We start from the raw sequence: 16,500 nt of genomic DNA, 5'->3' as shown, positions 1-16,500 counted from the left end.
CGTGTGTACCGAGAGCTACAGACGAGTGAGGTCGGGTGTTCGGCGTAGCCTGCCGGTCCCGGGAACCGATGCCCAGACCACCAGCGCCAGTAAGCCGTCCACGACGAGAGCCACAACCGCGACCAGGATTGCGCCGACGACCACTCGGTCGTACTTGTAGAGCGCGAGACCGTCGAAGATGTACCGGCCGAGGCCGCCGAGGTTGACGTAGGCGGCGACCGTTGCCGTGGCAATCACCTGCAGTGTCGCATTACGCAGTCCGCCGAGAATCAATGGCAGCGCATTGGGTATCTCGACGCGGAAGAGCACTTGGAGTTCGGTCATACCCATCGCCCGTGCGGCCTCGACGACGCCGCGGTCGACGCTGGCGATTCCGGCGTACGTGCCGGCGAGTAGTGGGGGAATACCAAGAATGACGAGGGCGAGAATCGGCGGCATCACTCCCAGACCCATGAGAAGAACGAGGAAGGTCAGCAGGCCGAGAGTAGGCAGTGATCGCAGTGCGTTGACCAGACTGACGACCACGATCTCACCGCGACGCAGATGGCCGATGAGTAATCCGATGGGCACCGCGATCACAGCCGAAAGTGCCACGGCCAGAACGCTGTACCAGAGGTGCTGGAGGATGCGGGTGCCGATTCCGGTGTCGCCGCTCCAATTTCCGGGATCGACGATGAAGTCCCAGGCCCCGGTGAAGATGCTCATACGGGTTCCCCCTCGGCTGACAGGACGGCGGGAACCTTCGACGAGGTCGACGTTCTGGTCCACGGGGTCAGGAATCGGCCGATCAGATACAGGATCAGATCGAGCGCCAGTGCCAGCACGACGATCGCGATGATGCCCGCAACGATCTGGTCGGGATAGTCGCGGTCGTAGCCTTGTTTGAACAGGACTCCAAGCCCGCCGATTCCGATCAGAGATCCGACTGACACCAGCGAAATATTGGTAACGGCAATAACTCTGATGTTCGCGATCATCACCGGCAGCGCCAATGGCAACTCGACCGTCAGAGCGCGTCGTAGTGGTGTGAAACCGACGGCGGTGGAGGCGTCGATGACGTTGTCCGGCACCGAGTCGAGTGCTTCGGGTACTGCCCGGATGAGCAGTGCCGTCGCATACACGCTGAGTGCGATCACGACGTTGAGAGGATCAAGGGTCTTGAGTCCGAACAACTGGGGGATGGTGACGAACAGCGCGAGCGACGGAATCGTGAACGCAATGCTCGCCAGGGTCAACGTGATTCGGCGCAGCCATCTGACGTTGCGGATCGCTGTTCCGACCGGAACGGCAATCAGGAGACCGATCAGCAAAGGAAGCAGTGCCAGATACAGATGGGTCTTCGAGTAATCCACGACCGTCGAGAAATTGTCGATGAGCCAGCGCATGCCGCTACGACCCGAATCCCTCGGTGAAGGCGACTCGGTTGCGTTCCTCGTCCTCGCGTCGACGCTGATCTGCCAATTTCGCAACGACTTCGGAACCGAGGATCCCGCCGATGACCGCGCCCTCGCCGTCGACGGCAACACCGATACCGGAAGGCGACGAGATTGCCGCATCGAGTGCTTGGCGGAGATCGCCGCCGGGGGAGAACAGCGAACCACCGGCAGACGTCGACTGAGCAAGGGTTCGTCCCGAGCGCAGGCCTTCGACGCCGGTCACGTCGATCCATCCCTGCGGGGTTCCGTTGTCCGTGACCACGAGAACCCATTCGCCCAATTCGAGACGTAGAGCCTTCAATTCGTTCTCGACGGCCGTGCGTATGGGGTGCAACGGAACCTCGTCGGCAGCGCGGAACGACAATCCCCGATAGCCGCGATCGCGTCCGACGAATCCGGCGACAAAATCCGTTGCCGGAGCGGCCAACACGTCGCGAGGTGCCGCCACCTGCTGAAGCCGCCCGCCGGGACCGAAGACGGCAATGTGATCACCGAGTTTGACTGCCTCGTCGATGTCGTGGGTGACAAAGACGATCGTCTTCTTCAGTTCGCTTTGAAGACGGAGCATTTCGGTCTGCAGATCCTCACGCACCACCGGGTCGACGGCGCTGAAGGGCTCGTCCATCAACAGGATCGGCGGATCGGCAGCCAATGCTCGCGCAACTCCCACACGTTGTTGCTGCCCACCCGAGAGTTGCCCGGGATAGCGGGTGGCAAGGGAGATGTCCAGACCGACTCGTTCGAGTACCCCCAACGCGGCTTTGCGCGCTGCGCGGCGGGACTCACCGCGCAGTACCGGAACTGTTGCGACGTTGTCGATCACGGTGCGATGCGGAAGCAAGCCGGCGTTCTGGATGACGTACCCGATGCCGAGACGCAGCTTCACCGCGTCGGTCTGGGCGATGTCACGACCGTCGACGAAGATCTTGCCCGACGTCGGTGTGATCATCCGGTTGATCATGCGCATCGACGTCGTCTTGCCGCACCCGGACGGCCCCACGAACACCGTGAACGACTCGGCCTCGATGGTGAGATCGAGACGGTCGACGGCGGTGGTGCCGTCCGGATACTGCTTGGTGACGCCCTCGAAGGTGATCACGTGACTACGAGACCGGCTTGTCGAGGCCCTGCGCCGTCACCCACGCCTTGGCCGCCGCTGCCGGCTCCGTCTTGGTGTCGCCGGACACCTGGACGTTGAGTGCCAACAACTCTTCGGTGGTGAGCTTGGCGGACACCGCATCGAGGACTGTCTTCAACTTGTCGGAAGACTTCGACGCGCGCAGCACCGGCACCACGTTCTGAGCCGGGAAATTGTTCTTCGGGTCTTCGAGAACCACGAAGTTGTTCTCCGGGATGGAGGCCGACGTCGTGAAGATGTTTGCCGCGGTGATGTCACCGGAGGAGAGAGCCTTCACGGTTGCCGGTCCACCGCCGTCGGCGATCGGAACGAAGTTGGCTGCCGAGATGTCGAGGCCGTAATTGGACTTCAAACCGGGCAATCCGGCTGGACGTTCCTGGAACTCGGCCGGAGCACCGAACTTGACCTCGGCGGAATGCGGAGCCAGATCGGCGATCGTCTTCAGGTTCCACTTGTCAGCGGTTTCCTTCGTGACAACGACGGCGTCCTTGTCCTCGGCGGATGCAGGCGTCGCAATTGCCAATTCCGACCCGAGAGCTGCGGGAAGAGCAGCGAGGACGTCAGCGGAGCTGGTGGCCGTGCTGTCGGGATCCAAGTACTGCAGGAGGTTTCCCGTGTAATCCGGAATGACACTGATGGACCCGTCCTTGAGTGCCGGAATGTACGCCTCGCGGCTGCCGACGTTGAACGACGTGGACACATCGAACCCGTTGACACGCAGTGCTTCGGCGTAGATGTTGGCGATCGTCTCGGATTCGGTGAAGTTGGCGGAGCCGACAACGATCGCGTTGGGATCGCTGTTGGAGTCACCGTCGCTGCTACCGCACGCTGTCAGTGCAGTCAGAGAGACAACGGTTGCCGCGGCTACGAGCCAACGGTTGGAACGAAATCGTGAGGTGCGCATGAGCGTCCTTCCGGTTTTTCGGGCGTCCCGTGTTTCGGGCGTCGGAAACCATTCCCTTGTGGCGAAGCCACCCGAGTGACTTCGACGGCGCCGCCACCGAGTGGCTGCGTCAGGACTGGTTACCGCGCATCGCCCGACAAGTGTAACGATAGGTACCGACATGGCACGGTTTTCGATCCATGGGATTGGATGTGAGGATTTCGGTGAAGAGCACACGCACGAAGTATTCGACTGTTGTTGCAGCACTGATGGTCCTGCCGATTCTCAGCGGATGCGCAAACGGTGATTCGGTGGTAGAGGGTGCCGAAGCGGAGTCTCGTGACCAGATCGTGGTGGCTGCTGACGCATCGGTGGAGAGTTCGGTGTTGGCCGAGGTGTATTCGACGGTGCTCTCCTCCTCCGGCCTGTCGGCTCGCGTCGAATCGGTGGGTGGTGGCCGAAACCAATCACTCGAGGCTCTGGACGCAGCGCGAGTCACTTTGGTGCCCGAGTTCACCGGCGCGCTGCTCGATCACTACGACCCGTCATCCCCGGCCCGCAAGGCCGACGACGTCTTCGAAGCCTTGAGTCGCTCTCTGCCGGAGGGTCTTTCGGTCTCCGACTATGCGATGGCCGAAGATCGTGCGGTCCTCGCACTCGACACCGGATACGCACAGTCGTTGGGAGCGAAGACGATAGAAGCCTTTGCTCCTTCGTGTGCCGCGGCGAGGCCGCTCGTCTCCGCGAGATTCGTCGAGGACGGGGCAGTGGAACAGTTGGCCGAGGGCGCCGAGTGTGTCTTCGCCGGTGTCGATCAGGCAACGCTGGCAGACGTACCCGGTGCACAAGTATTCGGAACCACGACGCTGTCGGCGTTGGCACAATCCGATGCCGTCACAGTGCTCGCTGATTCGAATCACGTTCTGGCTGCGCAGAATGTCGTTCCGCTCTTTCGAGCGGGCGCACTGGGAGATTCGGCTGTCAAGGCGCTCAGCGTCGTTGCCGGTGAACTGTCCACCACCGATCTCGCCGCAATGATCGAGCAGGTGCGGACCGGCAAGGCGTCAGCCTCGGAAGTCGCCCGCACCTGGTGGGACACCCGTCAGTGACATGGACGGGTGTCCCAGCCGTCAGTGACTGTTCGAGCCCACTGCTGAACTCGAATCATCCTTGGCACGAATCAGTTTCGATGCGATGAACTGGCCGAGGTCGGAAACGGCGTCTGCTGCTTCCTTCACCAGTGACGCCTGTGCGTGAGCCACGTGCCACAGTCGCGCGTACTCCACCAGGGACACGTCGACGCCGGCAGCGGAGAGCTTGTCGGTGAACGTCATGATCTGCGGGTAGAGGACTTCCTCGGAACCGACGTGAATCCTGGTGGGTGGCAACCCGTCGAGCTTGCCATGCATCGGTGCGTAGCCGGGATCAGTACGGTCGCCTCCGGCAAGGTAGGCGTCGGCGGCGTCGAAGGACCACGCTGTGTTGACCACCAGGTCGGCCTTTTTGGTAGCACTCCGATCGCCGGGATCGACCCACGGTGAGATCAGGGCAAGCGCGCCGGGGGTCACGCCGTGACGCTCGATCAGACGGATAGCGGTCGCCGCGGCCAGGCCGCCACCGGCCGAATCGCCGGCGATGGCAACGCGGTCTTCCGAATAGTCGAACTCGGTGACCAACTGCATGAAGGCTGAGACCGCGTCGTCGAGAGCGGCGGGATACGGATTCTCCGGCGCGAGACGGTAGTCCAAGGTGAAGACCGCACTGGACGACTCACGGGCGAGATGAGCTGCGAGAGAACGGTGTGTGGACAGCGAACCCAGCGTGTACGCCCCGCCATGCAGGTAGAGAACTGCGGTGGGGCGCTCGGTTGCGCCGACGGTGATCTTCTCTGCCGGTCGGCAAGCCAGCTCCAGCGGGCGCACGACGGCGCCCGCTGGAACCTGCTGTAGCGGTGCCCCGGCCTCGAGCAACAGACGTTGAATCCGATACGGCAGCCGCGAGTTGAAAGCCAGACGGAAGTACGGCTTCAACAAGAATGCGACCACGGGCAGCGGAAGGGTGAACGTGCTCACCGGCAGGGCTCCTGACTCTTTGTGCGAACTGCGCTGTGAAACGAACTCAGCTGGACTTGGGCATCATTCGGCCGGCGACGATCGCGACGATGCGCTGGTAGCCCGATCCTACGAGGCGAACCCAGGCGTCGAGTGCGATTGCGTCCATCCCGATGAGAACTCGCGGCTTGCTCTTCCGAACACCGTTGACGATCGTCTTGGCGGCGTCTTCCGGTGTGGTGCGCGCGAGCTTGCGGTCGAAGAACTCGGAGAAGACCGCAAGATCTTCACCCGGGCCTGCGGTGGCGTTGCGTGCGATGGCGGTCTTGATTCCGCCCGGGTGCACACAGGTCACCTTCACCGGGTGCTTGGCGATCAGCATTTCCTGGCGAAGCGACTCGGTGAAACCGCGAACGGCGAACTTGGCCGAGTTGTATGCGCTCTGACCCGGCATCGACAGCAGACCGAAGAGGCTCGACACGTTTACGATGTGCCCGTCGCCGGATGCGATGACGTGGGGGAGGAATGCCTTGGTGCCGTTGACAACTCCCCAGAAGTCGACGTCCATGACACGTTCGAAGTCCTTGAATTCGGACTTCTCGAAAGTGCCGTGGTAGGCGATTCCGGCGTTGTTGTAGATCTGGTTGACCTTGCCGAAATGGGCGACAACCGCGTCGGCGTACTCGAGAACCGCTTCGCGCTGGGTGACGTCGAGATGGTCCGACTTCACCTCGGCGCCGATGGCTTCCACCAGACGCGTTGTCTCGGCGAGCCCGATGGTGTCCACGTCGGAGATTGCCAACTTGGCGCCCTGGCCGGCCAGGTTCAGTGCTAGTGCGCGACCGATGCCCGATCCCGCTCCGGTGATGACTACGACCTTGCCTGCAAAATCACTCATTGTGCTACTGCCTTCTCGTCGTCGAGGTCGATCTGTGAAGTGGTCGCGGTGCCGACGGCGCCGAGATCCGAGGTGGCGACGCTGCGGTATGCCGCGAGGTCGAAATGCTTGGTGGCGTTGCGGAACTGGAAGGTGAAGCCAGGCCACAGGGTGGTGTTGTTTCCGTGCTTGTCCATGTACCAGCTGGCGCAACCGCCGTTGTTCCACACGCTCTTGGACATAGCTGCCTGCAGGTCCTTGTTGTACTTGTCCTGCTTGTCCTTGCGCACCTCGATGGTGCCGATGTCGTACTTGTCGATGGTGGTGATCGCGTCGACCAGGTAGTTGATCTGCGACTCGATCATGAAGACCATCGACGAATGTCCGAGGCCGGTGTTGGGTCCGACGAGGAAGAACATGTTGGGGAAGTTGGCAACTGCCGCGCCCTTGTATCCCTGCATGCCGGTCTCTTCGAAGACCTCGGCGAGCGAGCGTCCGTCCTTGCCGAAGATTCCCGCGAAGGTGGGGGAGTCGGTGACGTGGAATCCGGTCGCCACGACGATGGCATCGATCTCACGGGTGGTGCCGGTCTTCGAGACGATCCCGTTGGCGGTGACCTCCTCGATGCCTTCGGTCACCAGGTCGACATTGTCCTGGGCGAGGGTGGGGAAGTAGTTGTTCGAGATCAGCATGCGCTTGCAGCCGATCTGGAAGTTGGGCATGACCTTCTTGCGAAGATCCTTGTCCTTGATCTGGGCCTTCAGGTGACGCTCGGCGGCGAACTGCAACGGCTTCATGAAGACCGGCGCCTTGGCCAGGCCGACGACCTGCGTCTCTCGCATCCAGTAGATACCGGTGCGGCACAACTTCTGGAAGCCGGGGAGGTACTTGAACGCGAGGTGCTCGATCTTGGTGTACTCGCGGTCTGCGCGGGGCAGGATCCACGGCGCCGTGCGCTGGTACACGTCGAGATGCGAGACCTTCTTGCCGATGGCCGGCACGATCTGGATGGCCGAGGCGCCGGTTCCGATGACGGCCACACGCTTGCCGGTCAGATCGGCGTCGTGGTTCCAACGCGAGGAGTGGAAGATCTCGCCCTTGAAGCCGTCGATGCCCTTGATGTCCGGAAGTGAAGGCTCACACAATGCGCCGACGGCCGAGACGACGATCTTTGCGACGAATTCGCCCTTGTTGGTGCTGACGTGCCACCGAGCAGACGCCTCGTCCCAGCGTGCGGAGAGAACGTCGCAGTCGAAGATGTGCTTGTCGAGCACCTTGTGGCGGTTGGCCACCGACTGGATGTACTTGTAGATCTCGGGCTGAGTGGAGAAGGAGCGCGTCCACTCCGGATTGAGTGCAAAAGAGTACGAGTACAAATGCGACGGCACGTCACACGCGGCGCCCGGGTAGCTGTTGTCACGCCAGGTCCCGCCGACGTCGTTGCCGCGCTCGAGAACGACGTAGTCGGTGATGCCGGCCTGTGCCAGTTTGATCGCCGCACCGAGACCGGCGAAACCACTGCCGATGATCAGTGTGCCGACGTGGCGAGTATCCGCGGCAGGTGCTGAGGTATCTGTAACTGGAAGACTCATGTAGGGAACGATATGCCTTTATTGAGTCACGGTCAATAGCTTATTGACGAATATTCAGTAGTCTATTGGGCATGGACGCAGTAAAGCGAACGCGGCTCGACCCTGCGCAACGCCGAGCGCAACTCATCGACCTCGGGGCGCGGATGCTGGCCGAACGGCCGCTCGAACAGATTTCCGTCGAGGACATCGCCGATCAGGCTGGTGTCTCGCGGGGGCTTCTGTTCCACTACTTCGCGTCGAAAAGCGAGTTCCATCTGGCGATCGTCCGACACAGCAGTGAACAGATGCTCCAGCGCACCGAGCCGAGCGAGTCGGACGATCCGATGCTCACCCTCCGCTCGGTGCTGGCGTCGTACGTCGACTACGTGACCGAGAACCGCAATACCTACGTCTCGCTGCTCCGGGGGACCGCCAGCGGGGATCCGCAGATGCGTGAGGTGTTCGAGCAGACTCGCGACATCATGGCCAAGAGAACCCTCGATCAGCTCCCGAAGATCGGCCTGACTCGAACACCTCAGGTGGAGTTGGCCGTTCGCGGTTGGATCGCGTTCGTCGAGGAAGCCACCATCAGTTGGCTCCGAGCGCCCGCCATCACCCGCGAGGAACTGATCGACCTGACGGTTCAGTCGTTGCCCGCGTTGGCACTGGCGGCCGTCGGCTTCGATGCCGGGCCGGATCTGGGTCTGCTGCAATCGAATTGACGTGAACGCAGAAAGGCCGGGCCCCACACTCCTTGCGGAATGTGGGGCCCGGCCCTTGTCAAATTACTGAGATCAGTTGGTCGGCAGGAACGCCTCGTCCAAGATCTCCTGCTGCTCCACCGCGTGGACCTTGCTCGATCCCGAAGAGGGAGCGGACATCGGACGACGCGAGATGCGCTTGATACCGGTCAAGGTCTCCGGCAGAAGGTCCGGCAGAGCCAGCCCGAGGAACGGCCACGCACCCTGGTTTGCGGGCTCTTCCTGGACCCAACGGAACTGATCCGCATTCGGGTAACGGTCCAGGGTCTCCTTGAGGCGACGCTTCGGCACGGGGTAGAGCTGCTCCATGCGCACGATGGCGATGTCGTCACGCTCGTCCTTGTGCTTCTTCGCCAGGAGTTCCCAGTACAGCTTGCCGCTGACCAGCAGAACCCGCTTGACCGATTCGCGTGCGCTTTCGCCGCTCTCGTATGCCGGCTCCTCGAAGACCGAACGGAACTTGCCCGTCGTGAAGTCCTCGACGTTGCTGACGGCAGCCTTGTTACGCAGCATCGACTTGGGCGTGAAAACCACCAGCGGACGGCGGATGCCGTCGAGGTGATGGCGACGCAGCAGGTGGAAGTAGCTGGCCGGAGTCGACGGAACCGCAACGGTCATCGAGCCTTCTGCACACAGCTGAAGGAAACGCTCGATGCGACCGGAGGTGTGGTCCGGACCCTGACCCTCGTGACCGTGCGGCAGGAGCAGCACGACGTCGGAGAGCTGACCCCACTTGGCCTCACCCGAAGAGATGAACTCGTCGATGATGGTCTGCGCGCCGTTGACGAAGTCACCGAACTGCGCTTCCCACAGGACCAGAGCGTCGGGGTTACCGACCGAGTAGCCGTACTCGAAGCCCAGACCTGCGTACTCGGTGAGTGCGGAGTCGTAGACCATGAACTTGCCGCCGTTTTCGGCGTCGGCAGCGATCTTGGCGATCGGGCTGTACTCGTTGCCGGTCTTGCGGTCGATGAGGACCGAGTGACGCTGCGTGAACGTTCCTCGCTTGGAGTCCTGACCCGCGAGGCGGATCAAGGCACCCTGCTCGGCCAACGAGCCGAACGCAAGCAATTCTGCGAACGCCCAGTCGACATGTCCCTCACGGGCCATCTCGCGGCGCTTCTCGGCAACCGGCTTGACGCGCGGGTGAACGGTGAAGCCGTCGGGGACGTTGACGAACGCATCACCGATGCGCTCGAGGACCTCGGGAGCGACAGCCGTGGTCAGGCGAGCCGGGGGAGTCTGGTCGAGTTCGACGGACTCGGACGGTTCGGGCTGGAACTTCTCGAGTTCACGGACCTCGTTGAAGACCCGTTCGAGCTGGCCCTGGTAGTCGCGAAGTGCGTCTTCGGCTTCCTTGAGCGAGATGTCACCGCGGCCGATGAGGGACTCGGTGTAGCTCTTACGAACGCTGCGCTTGGTGTCGATGACGTCGTACATGGCCGGCTGGGTCATCGACGGGTCGTCGCCCTCGTTGTGACCGCGACGGCGGTAGCAGATGAGGTCGATGACAACGTCCTTGCCGAACTTCTCACGGAAGTCGACGGCCAGCTGAGCAACCCAGACGCAAGCCTCGGGGTCGTCGCCGTTGACGTGGAAGACCGGTGCGGCGATCATCTTCGCGACGTCGGTGCAGTACTCGGACGAGCGTGAATGTTCCGGAGCGGTGGTGAAGCCGACCTGGTTGTTCACGACGATGTGCACGGTGCCACCGGTGCGGTAACCGCGAAGCAGCGAGAGGTTGAGCGTCTCGGCGACAACGCCCTGACCGGCGAATGCAGCGTCACCGTGCAGCATGAGCGGCAGGACGGTGAAGCCTTCTTCACCCTTGTCGAGGATGTCCTGCTTGGCGCGGACCAGGCCTTCGAGAACCGGGTCGACGGCCTCGAGGTGCGATGGGTTTGCGGTCAAGGAGACAGCGATGTCGTTGTCACCGAACATCTGGATGTACGTTCCGCTGGCACCCAAGTGGTACTTCACGTCGCCGGAGCCGTGAGCGGCTGCCGGGTTCATGTTGCCCTCGAACTCCGTGAAGATCTTGGAGTACGGCTTGCCGACGATGTTGGCAAGCACGTTGAGACGGCCACGGTGCGGCATGCCGATGACGACCTCGTCGAGCTGGTGCTCGGCGGCCTGGTCGATCACGGCGTCCATCATCGGGATGACGGCTTCGGCGCCTTCGAGCGAGAAGCGCTTCTGGCCGACGTACTTGGTCTGCAGGAACGTCTCGAAGGCCTCGGCGGCGTTGAGCTTGCTCAGGATGTACTTCTGCTGAGCGACCGAAGGCTTGGCGTGATGGCCCTCGACGCGGTCCTGGATCCACTGACGCTGATCCGTCTCGAGGATGTGCGTGTACTCGACGCCGACGTGGCGGCAGTACGCGTCGCGCAGCACGCTCAACACGTCGCGCAGCTTCATCTTCTCTTGACCGTGGAAGCCGCCGACCTTGAACTCACGGTCCAGATCCCACAGCGTCAGGCCGTGGCTGATGACGTCGAGGTCGGGGTGGCTGTGGAACTTGTCCTTGACGAACTGCAACGGGTCCGTGTCGGCCATGAGGTGGCCGCGGTCACGGTATGCAGCGATCAGTTCGAGAACGCGGGTGTTCTTGTCGACAGCGCCTTCCGGCACGTCCTTGCGCCACCGCACCGGCTCGTACGGGTTGCCGAGCGCGTGGAAGATCTCGTCGTAGAACTCGTCGCTGATCAGCAGGTTGTGGATCGTGCGCAGGAAATCGCCCGACTCGGCACCCTGGATGATGCGGTGATCGTAGGTCGAGGTGAGAGTCATCAACTTGCCGACGCCCATCTCGGCCAGCTTCTCGTCGCTGGCGCCCTGGAACTCGGCGGGGTATTCCATCGCGCCGGCACCGATGATGGCGCCCTGGCCCTTCATCAGGCGAGGAACGGAGTGAACCGTGCCGATACCGCCCGGGTTGGTCAGCGAAATGGTGACGCCGGTGAAGTCTTCGCCGGTGAGCTTGCCTTCACGGGCGCGTCGGACGATGTCCTCGTATGCCGCGTGGAACTGGACGAAGTTCATCGACTCGGTGTTCCGGATGGCGGCAACTACCAGTGAGCGGTTGCCGTCCTTTCCGGGAAGGTCGATCGCGAGTCCGAGATTGGTGTGCTCGGGCGTGACCGCGTTCGGCTTGCCGTCGATTTCGGCGAAGTGCCGGTTCATGTTGGGGAACGCGTTGACTGCCTGGACGATCGCGTAACCCAAGAGGTGGGTGAACGAGATCTTGCCGCCGCGGGTACGCGCGAGGTGGTTGTTGATGACGATGCGGTTGTCGAACATCAGCTTCGCGGGGATGGCACGCACGCTGGTTGCAGTCGGGATCTCGAGCGAGAGCGACATGTTCTTGACGACTGCGGCTGCGGCGCCGCGGAGAACCTTGGTTTCCTCGGCTCCGCCGGCAGGGGCGGGCTTCGCAGTAGCGGCCGCGGGCTTGGCTGCTGCGGGCTGGGCCGGGGCGGCCTTGGCGGCGGGCGCTGCCGTCTTCGCGGGGGCCGGAGCGGCAGCCTTGGCAGCCGGCGCAGGAGGTGCGGTCTTGGGGGCGGGAGGCGTGGCCTTGGGAGCAGCAGGCGGAGCTACAACAGCGGCGGGTGCAGCCGCGTTGCCGTTCGAGGCAGTCCCGTTTCCACCTCCCGTGTTCGCCGAGTCCGGCGAGTAATCGGTCAAGAATTCGTGCCAACTGGGATCCACGGACGACGGATCGTCCTGGAAGCGTTGGTACATCTCGTCAACCAGCCACTGGTTCTGTCCGAATTGGGATGTAGAACTGCTGCTCACGGCAGGTGTTCGCCTCGTTTCTATTTCGGTACCCGATCAGAGCGCCTATATACATGAGATTAGCCCGAGCGTGTGACGAGCAATTGTGCGGCACACAATTTGTGAGCTGTCTCACGGAAGTCCGTGATCTTGCGATCGCGCACTACCTCTCGGCGGTACAAATCCGTGCCGACTGTCACGCGACGGGGTTGCCTTCGATGACAGTTCTCGACGTCAGATTATTCCCCTCACGCGCCTGCGATGCATCCCAGAGTCCCGAGTAGTGACCACCGGCATACCGCAGAACATCGTGCGGGCCGTATTCAACGATACGTCCCCGGTCAACTACGACAACGAGGTCCGCTCGGGCAGCTGTCGCGAGGCGGTGAGCTACGACGACGGAAGTCCGTTTCCGGGTGACCGACCGACTTGCTTCGAGCACCATTCGTTCGGTCGCGGGATCGAGCGTCGCGGTCGCCTCGTCGAGGAGCAGAAGGTCCGGGTCGACGAGTTCGGCACGGGCCAATGCGATCAGTTGGCGTTGGCCCGCCGAGAGCCCCTGGCCGCGCTCGCCGACGGGATGATTCATGCCTCCACGCATGTCGGCTATCGAATTCAGTGCGCCGACGGAACGTGCCGCTTCCTCGATCTCCGCGTGCGACGCCGACGGCCTGCCGTACGCGATGTTGTCGGCGACCGTGCCGGTGAACAGATGGGCTTCTTGTGGGACCACGCCGAGGCGACGTCGGTACTGCGAGAGGTGGAAGTTCCGGATGTCGGTTCCGTCCACGTCGACCGATCCGGACGTCGGGTCGTAGAAGCGGGCGAGCAACTTCACGACCGTCGACTTCCCGGCACCGGTTCGGCCGACCAGAGCGACGGTCGTGCCCGGCGGGATTTGCAGATCGAAATCGGAGAGGGCGTCGACGTCCGCACCCGAGTACCGGAACCCGACCCCGTCGAGATGGACGGCGCCGTCGAGTCGTCCGGAGATCGCGATCAAATCCTCGCTGTCGGCAGTCTCGATCGAACTGCGAGTGCGCAGCAGGTCGCCGATTCGTTGCAATCCGACGTTTGCCTGTTGGTAACCATCGAACACTTGTGAGAGTTGCTGAATCGGTCCGAACAGCAGACCGAGGTAGAGCACGAAAGCGATCAGTACGCCGGGCGAAGTCGATCCGTTGGCGATCTGGTGCGCACCGACGAACACGACCGCGGCCAACGCGAGGTCGGACAGGAACGAAATGAAAGGGAAGTAGATCGAAATGGCTCGCTGCGACCGCATCCGCGATTGGCGGTAGCTCTCGGAGCGTTCTGCGAACCTACGCGCCGCACCTTCTTCGCGGCGGTAGGCCTGAGCTGCTCGCAGACCGGCGATGTTCTCCTGGAAGTCGGCATTGACGAGCGAGATCCGTTCGCGGGACTGGCTGTAGGCAACCGAGGAGATCTTGCGGAAGATCACGGTCGCAACCACGAGCGGTGGGATGACGGCCAGCGCCACCAGGCCGAGCGTCACGTCGGTCGCCAGGAGGGCGATCGAAATTCCGCCGACGGTCAGGACGCTCACGATCGCCGTCGACATACCGGTTTGGATGAACGACGAGAGCGCGTCGACGTCGGTGGTCATACGCGTCATGATGCGGCCGGACAATTCCCGTTCGTAGTAGTCCAGACCCAGGCGCTGCAGGTGTGCATAGCTGCGTACGCGGAGCCCGAACAACACGCGTTCACCGGCTCGGGCCGTGAGCACCGTCATGACCGCCACGATGACCCAGTCCGCTGCGACCAGGAGCGCGCCGAATGCCGTCGCGATCCAGAGTGTGGTGCTGTCTGCGGTCACGACTCCGTGGTCGATCGCATATCTGACGAGGGAGGGAAATGCGATCGCCGCGGCGGAGTCCAGGGCAAGGCACACGACAACCGCCAGTAGAACCCAGCGGACCGGCCTCAAGATCTGTCGGAGTGAGAACTGTGGATTCGATTCGCGCAGGCTCTCAGGAGCAATTCCGGGGTCTTCGCGTGCGGGTGGGAGAGCGTCGACTGCTGCCCGCAGAGACGGAGTCACCGCGATTCCGCTGAGCGCTCCGGCCATCGGTCCGCCGGCACTCTGCGCCGAAGCGGTAGTGCTGTCGGCTTCGGATTCCGGAGCCTGCGGCCACAGCTGCTCGGTTGTGGGCTCGCGGCGTTGATGTCCGAAAGCGTCAGGGCCGGCCTCGTCGATTTCGGCGGATAGTTCCGGCGGCGAGGAGAACAGGGCGCGAAAGAGCGGACATCGCGCTTCCAGCTCGTCCACGGTTCCGGAGTCGATGATCCGTCCGCCGTCGAGAACCGCGACGCGATCTGCCAGCGTCAAGGTGGATCGCCGGTGCGCGAGGATGAGCGTGGTCTGGCGCCGTCTGGCCCGGAACGCGTCGAAGATCGCGGCTTCGGTAGCCGCATCGACTGCGGAGGTCGCGTCGTCGAGGACCAGGATCCGTGGGTCGACGAGCAGTGCCCTGGCAAGTGCGATGCGCTGACGCTGGCCGCCCGACAGCGTCAGACCTCGTTCACCGACAACGGTGTCGTATCCGTCCGGGAGTGCCTCGATGAACGAATCTGCCTGTGCCAGTGCTGCTGCGTCGCGGATGTCCTCGTCGGAGGCGTCCTCGCGACCCAGTGCGATGTTGGCGGCAATGGTGTCCGAGAACAGGAAAGGTTCGTCGAAGACCAGGCTGACGGCGGCACGAAGCTGCTCACTGCGCAGTTCGCCGATGGGGAACGTCTCGCCCGCGGTATCGACGGTGACTACACCCGAAGTCGGGGCGTAGAACCGGGGGAGAAGCAAGGACAACGCGGTCTTGCCCGACGCGGCCGGCCCCACGACGGCGACGGTCTCGCCCGGTTCTATGCGGAGGTTCAGCCCGGTCAGGACGTCGCGTTCGGTGTCGAACCCGAATGCGACGTCTTCGAAAGTGACGCCGAGCGGACCGTCGGGCAGGTCCACCGGATGGTCAGGATCGGCGATGTCCGGCTGAGCGTTGATGACGTCGTAGACACGCTCGACAGCGGCGCGCGCAAGCTGCGCCATGACGATGACCGACGACAGAGTTCGGGTGACGCCGGTCATCGTCACGATGTAGGTGGCGAACGCGAGAAACGTTCCCACGGTGATCTTGTCGTGCAGTGCGAGATACCCGCCGAGGGCGATCACTCCCACCTGCCCCAGCTGGGGCAAGGCGGCCATGGTCGGCGCGAATTTCGCGTTCAACCACGCGGCGCGAAGACGCTCCGAATACAGCGTGCGGCTGTGCTTTTCGAGTTGGTCGACGGCTCGTTGTTCCTGCCCGAATCCCTTGACGACGCGCACGCCCGTGACGGTTTCCTCGACATGTTGGGCGAGGTCGGCGGCCCGCTGCTGCGCGGACCATGTTGCGGCGAAGAGCATCGGTCGCATCAGGAACACCACCAGCCCGACTGCGGGGATGACGGCGACAGCGACGAGAGTCAACAGCGGCGAGAGCCACGCCATGATGCCGATCGCGAGCACGAATTGCAGGAGCGCACCCGCGGACATGGGCACCATCGCGAGCAAACCCTGGACGAGTTGTAGATCGGTGATGGACCGGGATACCACCTGGCCTGTGCGGATCTGATCCTGCCCGCGTCCGTCGAGGCGTTGCAGCGAGCCGAGCAGGGCGAGCCGCAAGTCGTGTTGAACATCGAGCGAGAGTCGGCCGGCAAGCATCCGTCGGCCGTACTGGCACGCGAAGCGCACGACCGCGAGCAGCGCGATCGCCAGCGCGACGAACCCGATCACCTTGCCTGGGTTCTCCTGGCTTGCGGCGTCGAGCGCATAGCGGGTCAGAAGAGGAAACGAGATGTCGATCGCCGAAGCGATGACGGTCACCAGAAGCGCGCCGATGGCAACTCTTCGGTGCAACCAGCATGCGTGCGCCAAGCGGCGGATCCAGCCCGGAGCTCGATCGACCTCTCCAGCTACCGGACTGTCCGTGTTGATCGTGTTCATCGA

Annotated in this window: 11 protein-coding genes; 2 read left to right on the top strand and 9 right to left on the bottom strand. The window is 63.0% G+C overall.

The annotated features are described in order from the left end of the window. Positions 1 to 15: 15 nt before the first annotated feature. The 4 genes from EHW12_RS20510 to EHW12_RS20495 are packed head-to-tail and all read right to left on the bottom strand — an operon-like array spanning position 16 to position 3,478. Positions 16 to 705 carry an ABC transporter permease gene (locus EHW12_RS20510; protein WP_003945081.1) on the bottom strand — a complete coding sequence of 230 codons (690 nt, stop codon included), beginning with the start codon at positions 703 to 705 and terminating at the stop codon, positions 16 to 18. Further along, complete coding sequence (locus EHW12_RS20505; RefSeq protein WP_007736121.1) at positions 702 to 1,385, bottom strand: ABC transporter permease subunit; 684 nt, start codon at positions 1,383 to 1,385, stop codon at positions 702 to 704. The genes EHW12_RS20510 and EHW12_RS20505 overlap by 4 nt, the downstream gene beginning before the upstream one ends. Before the next feature lie 4 nt (positions 1,386 to 1,389). Then, the gene (locus tag EHW12_RS20500) at positions 1,390 to 2,535 is read right to left on the bottom strand and encodes an ATP-binding cassette domain-containing protein (RefSeq protein ID WP_030536933.1); all 1,146 of its coding nucleotides are present in this window, start codon (positions 2,533 to 2,535) and stop codon (positions 1,390 to 1,392) included. A 4-nt stretch (positions 2,536 to 2,539) separates the two neighbouring features. Continuing rightward, on the bottom strand, positions 2,540 to 3,478 hold the full coding sequence (locus EHW12_RS20495) for an ABC transporter substrate-binding protein (protein ID WP_003945094.1): 939 nt from the start codon (positions 3,476 to 3,478) through the stop codon (positions 2,540 to 2,542). 203 nt (positions 3,479 to 3,681) lie between these two features. On the opposite strand from EHW12_RS20495, the gene EHW12_RS20490 reads away from it, so the two are divergent. After that, positions 3,682 to 4,566 (top strand): ABC transporter substrate-binding protein, encoded by an 885-nt coding sequence (locus tag EHW12_RS20490; protein ID WP_125051614.1) that lies wholly within the window; start codon positions 3,682 to 3,684, stop codon positions 4,564 to 4,566. 21 nt (positions 4,567 to 4,587) lie between these two features. Here the strand turns inward: EHW12_RS20490 and EHW12_RS20485 are convergent, their stop codons facing one another. The 3 genes from EHW12_RS20485 to EHW12_RS20475 are packed head-to-tail and all read right to left on the bottom strand — an operon-like array spanning position 4,588 to position 7,977. Further along, positions 4,588 to 5,529, bottom strand: a complete 942-nt coding sequence (locus EHW12_RS20485; protein ID WP_063316844.1) for an alpha/beta hydrolase fold domain-containing protein — start codon at positions 5,527 to 5,529, stop codon at positions 4,588 to 4,590. A gap of 46 nt (positions 5,530 to 5,575) precedes the next feature. Further along, entirely contained in the window at positions 5,576 to 6,406 is an 831-nt protein-coding gene (locus tag EHW12_RS20480; protein ID WP_007736128.1) for an SDR family NAD(P)-dependent oxidoreductase, read from the bottom strand. Beyond that, positions 6,403 to 7,977: an NAD(P)/FAD-dependent oxidoreductase gene (locus EHW12_RS20475; RefSeq protein ID WP_125051612.1), complete on the bottom strand. Its 1,575-nt coding sequence runs from the start codon at positions 7,975 to 7,977 to the stop codon at positions 6,403 to 6,405. The genes EHW12_RS20480 and EHW12_RS20475 overlap by 4 nt, the downstream gene beginning before the upstream one ends. Positions 7,978 to 8,048: 71 nt before the next feature. Between EHW12_RS20475 and EHW12_RS20470 the strand changes: the two genes are divergently transcribed. Next, positions 8,049 to 8,678 carry a TetR/AcrR family transcriptional regulator gene (locus tag EHW12_RS20470; RefSeq protein ID WP_007736130.1) on the top strand — a complete coding sequence of 210 codons (630 nt, stop codon included), beginning with the start codon at positions 8,049 to 8,051 and terminating at the stop codon, positions 8,676 to 8,678. Positions 8,679 to 8,750: 72 nt separating this feature from the next. Here EHW12_RS20470 and EHW12_RS20465 read toward each other — a convergent pair whose 3' ends face one another. Together EHW12_RS20465 and EHW12_RS20460 are read right to left on the bottom strand one after the other, a co-directional pair. Continuing rightward, positions 8,751 to 12,512, bottom strand: a complete 3,762-nt coding sequence (locus EHW12_RS20465; RefSeq protein ID WP_047268983.1) for a multifunctional oxoglutarate decarboxylase/oxoglutarate dehydrogenase thiamine pyrophosphate-binding subunit/dihydrolipoyllysine-residue succinyltransferase subunit — start codon at positions 12,510 to 12,512, stop codon at positions 8,751 to 8,753. Positions 12,513 to 12,687: 175 nt separating this feature from the next. After that, positions 12,688 to 16,497 carry an ABC transporter ATP-binding protein gene (locus EHW12_RS20460; RefSeq protein ID WP_125051611.1) on the bottom strand — a complete coding sequence of 1,270 codons (3,810 nt, stop codon included), beginning with the start codon at positions 16,495 to 16,497 and terminating at the stop codon, positions 12,688 to 12,690. Positions 16,498 to 16,500: the final 3 nt, after the last annotated feature.

The sequence above is a fragment of the Rhodococcus sp. NJ-530 genome, assembly GCF_003860625.1.
GTDB lineage: Bacteria > Actinomycetota > Actinomycetes > Mycobacteriales > Mycobacteriaceae > Rhodococcus_F > Rhodococcus_F qingshengii.
This window is presented reverse-complemented; position numbering and strand designations above follow the sequence as displayed.

What these genes read in the sequence shown, in the direction of transcription:
- EHW12_RS20510 (WP_003945081.1), bottom strand. Translation starts at nt 705, where the DNA reads ATGAGCATCTTCACCGGGGCCTGGGACTTCATCGTCGATCCCGGAAAT.
- EHW12_RS20505 (WP_007736121.1), bottom strand. Translation starts at nt 1,385, where the DNA reads ATGCGCTGGCTCATCGACAATTTCTCGACGGTCGTGGATTACTCGAAG.
- EHW12_RS20495 (WP_003945094.1), bottom strand. Translation starts at nt 3,478, where the DNA reads ATGCGCACCTCACGATTTCGTTCCAACCGTTGGCTCGTAGCCGCGGCA.
- EHW12_RS20480 (WP_007736128.1), bottom strand. Translation starts at nt 6,406, where the DNA reads ATGAGTGATTTTGCAGGCAAGGTCGTAGTCATCACCGGAGCGGGATCG.
- EHW12_RS20475 (WP_125051612.1), bottom strand. Translation starts at nt 7,977, where the DNA reads ATGAGTCTTCCAGTTACAGATACCTCAGCACCTGCCGCGGATACTCGC.
- EHW12_RS20470 (WP_007736130.1), top strand. Translation starts at nt 8,049, where the DNA reads ATGGACGCAGTAAAGCGAACGCGGCTCGACCCTGCGCAACGCCGAGCG.
- EHW12_RS20460 (WP_125051611.1), bottom strand. Translation starts at nt 16,497, where the DNA reads ATGAACACGATCAACACGGACAGTCCGGTAGCTGGAGAGGTCGATCGA.